Source organism: Methanobrevibacter sp., assembly GCF_050872065.1.
In the GTDB taxonomy this organism is placed as follows: Archaea; Methanobacteriota; Methanobacteria; order Methanobacteriales; family Methanobacteriaceae; genus Methanocatella.
Genome location: NZ_JBNMGD010000064.1, coordinates 1 through 5721, shown reverse-complemented (window position 1 = coordinate 5721; position 5721 = coordinate 1). Strand labels below are relative to the sequence as shown.

At 29.9% G+C, this 5721-nt stretch carries 5 protein-coding genes; 4 read left to right on the top strand and 1 reads right to left on the bottom strand.

Going from position 1 to position 5721, the window contains the following annotated elements:
- Window positions 1-197 precede the first annotated feature (197 nt).
- The 4 genes from ACR0P1_RS07410 to ACR0P1_RS07395 are packed head-to-tail and all read left to right on the top strand — an operon-like array spanning window position 198 to window position 2595.
- Window positions 198-1241 (top strand): NAD(P)-dependent glycerol-1-phosphate dehydrogenase, encoded by a 1044-nt coding sequence (locus tag ACR0P1_RS07410; protein WP_432645767.1) that lies wholly within the window; start codon window positions 198-200, stop codon window positions 1239-1241.
- Window positions 1242-1679: a UPF0179 family protein gene (locus ACR0P1_RS07405; RefSeq protein ID WP_432645766.1), complete on the top strand. Its 438-nt coding sequence runs from the start codon at window positions 1242-1244 to the stop codon at window positions 1677-1679.
- A complete protein-coding gene (rpiA, locus tag ACR0P1_RS07400; protein ID WP_432645765.1) occupies window positions 1679-2374 on the top strand; it encodes a ribose-5-phosphate isomerase RpiA in 696 nt (231 codons plus the stop codon). Before ACR0P1_RS07405 ends, rpiA begins: the two co-directional genes overlap by 1 nt.
- Window positions 2374-2595 carry a hypothetical protein gene (locus ACR0P1_RS07395; protein ID WP_432645764.1) on the top strand — a complete coding sequence of 74 codons (222 nt, stop codon included), beginning with the start codon at window positions 2374-2376 and terminating at the stop codon, window positions 2593-2595. Before rpiA ends, ACR0P1_RS07395 begins: the two co-directional genes overlap by 1 nt.
- Window positions 2596-2638: 43 nt before the next feature.
- On the opposite strand, the gene ACR0P1_RS07390 is transcribed toward ACR0P1_RS07395, so the two are convergent.
- Window positions 2639-5623 (bottom strand): right-handed parallel beta-helix repeat-containing protein, encoded by a 2985-nt coding sequence (locus tag ACR0P1_RS07390; protein ID WP_432645763.1) that lies wholly within the window; start codon window positions 5621-5623, stop codon window positions 2639-2641.
- Window positions 5624-5721: the final 98 nt, after the last annotated feature.

Below are 5721 nucleotides of genomic sequence, written 5' to 3'. Positions count from 1 at the left end.
TTTGTTTTTAATAAGTATTAAATTTATTTAATTTATATAATAATTAAATCTACATTTTATTGGTATAAGTTATAAGTTATAACTTATGAATTATATGTAATAAGAGGTGTATTTCAAGTGTAACTTTTAAAATAAGAAAATTATTTATAATTATTTTATATATAAATAATATTGTATAATTTATTTTAGGAGATATTATGACTAATAGGAAAATACAGATGCCTCGTGAAGTTTACATAGACCCGGGTATTATACATGATACTGCTGAAATTTGTAATTCTTTGCATCTAAGTGATGATTTTTTAATAGTGACTGGTTCACATACATATGATATTGGTGTAAAACCAGTTATTGCAAGCTTAGAGAAGGATAATTTATCTTATGAAGTAATTAAGGTTGATAATGCTTCTGAAGAATCAATTTCAGAAGTTGAAGAGTTAATCACTCCGGAAACTACTGTTTTAGGTGTTGGTGGGGGAAAAGTTATTGATGTGGCTAAATTATCATCATTCAATCAAGGCGTGTACTTTGTATCCATGCCAACAACAGCTTCACATGATGGTATTGTATCTCCTTTAGCATCCATAAAAAATCCAAATACTTCAATATCTGTTACTGCACATTCTCCAATAGCTGTTATTGCTGATTCTGAAATTATTGCACAATCTCCATTTAGATTACTTGCTGCAGGTTGTGCTGATTTAATTTCTAACTTCACAGCTATAAAAGATTGGGAATTAGCGCATCGTTTAAAAAATGAATCCTTTAGTGAATCTGCTGCAGCATTATCAATAATGTCTGCTCATTTAATCACTGATAATATAACTGATATTAAACCTAATCTTGAACCTAGTGCACGTATTGTTATGAAATCATTGTTCAGTGGGGGAATGGCAATTAGTATTGCAGGTTCATCACGTCCAGCAAGTGGATCTGAACATTTATTCTCACATGCATTAGATAAAATTCTTGAAAAACCAGCATTACATGGTGAACAATGTGGTATAGGTACAATAATGATGATGTACTTGCATGGTGGCGATTGGAGAATTATTAAAAATGCTTTGGAAGCTGTTCAAGCTCCAACAACTGCTGCTGATGTTGGTATATCTGATGATGAGATTATTGATGCATTAGTCATGGCAAATAAGATTAGGCCTGATAGATACACTATTTTAGGTGATAATGGAATTTCTCGTGAAGCAGCTTATGAACTTGCTTATAAAACTGAGGTGATTTAGATGATTACATTAATAGGTAAAGATTTGGCTAAAAAAGGTCAAGAATTTGTTTTTTTAGGTCCAGCTGATGAATGTGAAAATTGTAGATTCAAATCATCTTGTGTTGGAAATTTAGAATTAAATAGAAAATATGTTGTTGTAAATGTTAAAGAGAATGAACAGAAATGTCCGATTCACTCTGGAGGTATTGTGGTCCCTGTTGAGATTGATAGAGCTCAAGTCGATTTATTGACTGCTTCTAAAAATACTTTTGAAGGATCAACATTTACATTTAATGCTCCTGATTGTGATGAGGCATGTGAATTCCATGATTTATGTTTCCCAGAGGGATTACAAGAAAATGATAAATGTATTTTATTAAATAACCATGGAAAACATAAAGGAGAATGTAAAAAAGGATATAAACTCAATAAACTTACTTTAGGATTTGTGATATGATGAAAAATACTAGTGGTAATAGTTCTAGTAAAAAGAATGCAGGATACAAAGCTGCTGAATATGTAAAGGATGGAATGGTTTTAGGATTAGGTACTGGTTCAACAACTCACTTTTTCATTGAAAAAGTTGGTATGAGAATCAAAGAGGAAGGAATAAGTGTAAAAGGTATTCCAACATCTTTTCAGTCATTATTAATTGCAAAACAATGGAATATTCCAATCACTACTTTAGAAGAAAATGACATTGATTTATCTGTTGATGGTGCAGATGAAGTGGATGGAGAATTTAATTTAATAAAAGGTGGTGGAGCAGCTCATACAAAAGAAAAAATTGTTGATTATGCTGCAGAACAATTTATTGTCATTGTAGATGAATCAAAAGTTGTAGAAGAATTAGGTAATTTTCCTGTACCTGTTGAGGTTTTACCTGATGCATCTCGTACAGTAATTAAGGAATTGGAGGATATGGGAGCTAAATGTGAAATCAGAATGGCTCAAAGAAAAGATGGTCCTGTAATTACTGATAATGGTAATTTTGTAATTGATGCTAAATTTGATAAAATAGAATCACCAAAGCACTTGGAAATTGATATAAATACTATTCCTGGTGTTGTTGAAAATGGAATATTTACACAAATGGTTGATAAAGTCATTGTTGGTACAGATGATGATACTAAAGAATTAGATGTGATATAATGCCTATCGGTGCTGGAATACCATTTGACCTAAAAGATATGGGTTACAAAATAGCTATCATATTTGGGTTTTTAATTGTAATTTATGGTGTTTTATGGTTGCTTGTTGAGTTAAATATGATTCCTGCAATATTCTTTGTAATATTTCCTCAAATTGTTTTGATTTTAATTGGAATTAGTATTATTTACTTTGCTTTTGACCGTAAAAAGAAATATTATTAATTTTTTTTAAAAAAAGAAAATAAAAGAGATTTTATAATCTCTTCTATCTTTTAGTTGTTATTAATATTTTTTTACTTGTGGAACTATAATATTTGTTTCCGTTATATTTAATATATCCTGTGAATTTACCTTTTTTAGTTAATTTGGTAATTTTAAATGTGGCTTTACCTTTAGAATTGGTAATTGCTTTGTAAGTTTTACCATGGATTTTAAGATAAACAGTACCTTTGGATATATATTTGCCTTTACTGTCTTTTAAAGTAATTGTGTATTGTTTAATTTTTGTTTTTACTCTAAAAGTCTTTTTATAAGCAGTAATCTTTGATGGTTGTTTTATAGCTTTAATTATCACACTTCTAGTGCTGGATTGGTATGTATTATCTCCATCAAATTTAATGCTTGCTTTTTTAGATCCAATAGCAGTAGCTTTTATTTTAAATGTAACTATTCCTTTTGAGTTTGTTTTTGCAGTGTAAGTTTTACCATTATAATTCATAGTTATTTTTTTATTTGCTAAAACTTTACCTTTTGCATCTTTAAGTGCTATGTTATAATTGTATCCTTTAACAAGTATTGTTAAGTAAAGATTTTTATTAGCTAAGGATAGGGAGGTTTTAATCCTATCATCTTTAACTGTAATAGTTCTATTTACAGTATTTGGGGCATAGTTATCATCACCTGCAAATGTAATAGTTGAAGTGTAAACACCTGTAGTTAATGAAAGGGGAATAATTGCAGTACCATTTTCATTAGTTTTGATGTTGAATTTAGCACCATTAATAGTAATAATTATCTCTTTATTTGCTAATTTTTCTCCATTTTGACTAATTAAAGTAATCTCAAATTCACCTTTTTTATATCCTACTGTTACATCAGATGCATCAACGGTTGTGGTTTCTTTATCAGAATAAGTCCTAATAACATTTTCTGCACTTTGATATTTGTTATCTGCTCTTACAAGGTAACTTACAACTGTAGGGGGGAATGGTAATGAGTCCAAGTTGTATGAATTAGCACCGATGGTTACGTTGTAATATCCTCCACCAAGTAAAATACCAATTCTGCTTCCGGAAATTGAGTTGTTGAATATGGCTTCGTTTCCAGATCCGTAAGCTGTAATTCCACTTATTTTACAGTTTGAAATAGTGTTGTTGTATACAGTGTGACCTTTAGAGTGCATAAGGTAAATTCCTTCTTTTGCACCTGAGATAGTATTATTAAAAATAGTTACATTTGGTCCGGTTCCGTGTCTTACGTCGATACCATGATTGATTGCATTGGTAATTGTATTTTCAGCAATAATTCCATTAGGTGAACCAAAGTTCATGATTCCTGTGGTGTATACCTCATGAACATTGTTTTTGGTAATTGTACTATATTTACAGTATTCTTGGAAAATACCCCAAGAAGCACCACTCACATCACATCCAGTAATTATTAACTTAGAATTTGAATTTGCATAGATTCCTGCAGTTTTATATTCGTTAGTACTTGTACCAACTTTGGTAGTATCATATTTAGGATATTGGGCTTTAATATTTAAGTCACTTACAACAACATTAGTAGTATTTAATACGTATAATACTGCATTGTATGCTATAGCATATCCTCCATCATTAGTTGGTTTTTTAACTTTGTCTGCAACATTATTCAAGTATTGGGTGTTGGTAAAGTTAATTCCAGTATATCCAACTAAAGTAGCATTGTTACCTATAATTTTAATATTTTTATCAATGTAGATTGAAATGTTATTGTAAATGGCATTTGGGGTAAAACTTAATGTATCTCCGTCATTCATGCTATTAATAATATTTTGAATCTCGGTATTTGATAATCCTTCTGGAACGATATGTTCAGTTCCAGTTTTATTTAAAATGGAATCATAATCTATACTGATATCTTTTGGTGCATTAATTCCTGTAAAAGCTATGTAATTGGGAGTATAAGATGAACTATCGCTGAATGTACCCATCATATCTTCTGGACTTTGGTATTCAGATTTTGCTTCTGCAACATAATATACAAAGGTTGGTGGATATGGTAAATTATCTAATGCAAATGTATTTTCCCCAACAGTAATGTTTTTGTATCCTCCACCAAGTAAAATACCAATCCTAGATTTTTGCATTTTATTGTTGGTTAATATAATATTTGTTGAACCGTAACAACTAATTGAACTGATAGTACAGTTAATTAAAGTGTTGTTAGATGCAGTGTGGCCAGATGAATGCATTAAGTAGATTCCTTCTTTTGAGCCAATTACTGTGTTATTAATAATTTTTACATTAGGTCCTGTTCCATGTCTTACATCAATACCGTGGTTTTTAGCATTGATTATTGTGTTGTTTTCGATTATGGTTCTTGGAGATCCGAAGTTTAAAAATCCTGTTGTTTGTTGATTTTTAATAGTATTATTTGTTACATGTCCATTAGCACAGTATTGGAAGTATAATCCCCAAGAAGATCCTTCTAAAACATTATTTTTGAAAGTTAAATTGTTTGCATTCATCGCATAGACTAATGTATTAGAATAAGTAGCAGCACTATTTGCACCACCAATTATTTTTAAACCATTAATCACAACATTATTATCATTAACAATGTATAATGTAGCAAAATTTGCAATTGCATATCCTCCGTTATTGGTATCTTTATATATAATTTCAGGAGTATTTTCTTTAGAAGGTGTGTCATATCCTATTAATTCTGCTCCATTACCATTTATGATAATGCTTTTGTTTACATAAATACAGATGTCTTTGTAAGTTCCAGTTTCGAAGTCAAGGATATCCCCATCTTTCATACTGTTAATTGTATTTTGGATTGTGTCACTATCTGATCCAACTGTGACAGTATGTTGTGAAGATGTTTGAGTAACGTAGTCTTCATATTCATTTGATATTGGTATGTCATTATTTTCTTGTATTGTATTGATGTCTGAAGTTGTATTTTGAGCAGATACGTTGCTTATACAAAAAAATAGGAGTAAAACTAATGATATAACCAATATTTGTCGTTTTTTATTCATTATTTTTCCTCATTTTAATTATAATGTATTGCTTAATATCATTGAAAGATAGACTATTAGTCGATAAGCAATATATTATATATTGTATTGTTTATTAT

Excerpts from the sequence above, each read along its gene's own strand:
- ACR0P1_RS07395 (WP_432645764.1), top strand. The coding sequence starts at position 2,374 with ATGCCTATCGGTGCTGGAATACCATTTGACCTAAAAGATATGGGTTAC.
- ACR0P1_RS07405 (WP_432645766.1), top strand. The coding sequence starts at position 1,242 with ATGATTACATTAATAGGTAAAGATTTGGCTAAAAAAGGTCAAGAATTT.
- ACR0P1_RS07410 (WP_432645767.1), top strand. The coding sequence starts at position 198 with ATGACTAATAGGAAAATACAGATGCCTCGTGAAGTTTACATAGACCCG.
- ACR0P1_RS07390 (WP_432645763.1), bottom strand. The coding sequence starts at position 5,623 with ATGAATAAAAAACGACAAATATTGGTTATATCATTAGTTTTACTCCTA.
- rpiA (WP_432645765.1), top strand. The coding sequence starts at position 1,679 with ATGAAAAATACTAGTGGTAATAGTTCTAGTAAAAAGAATGCAGGATAC.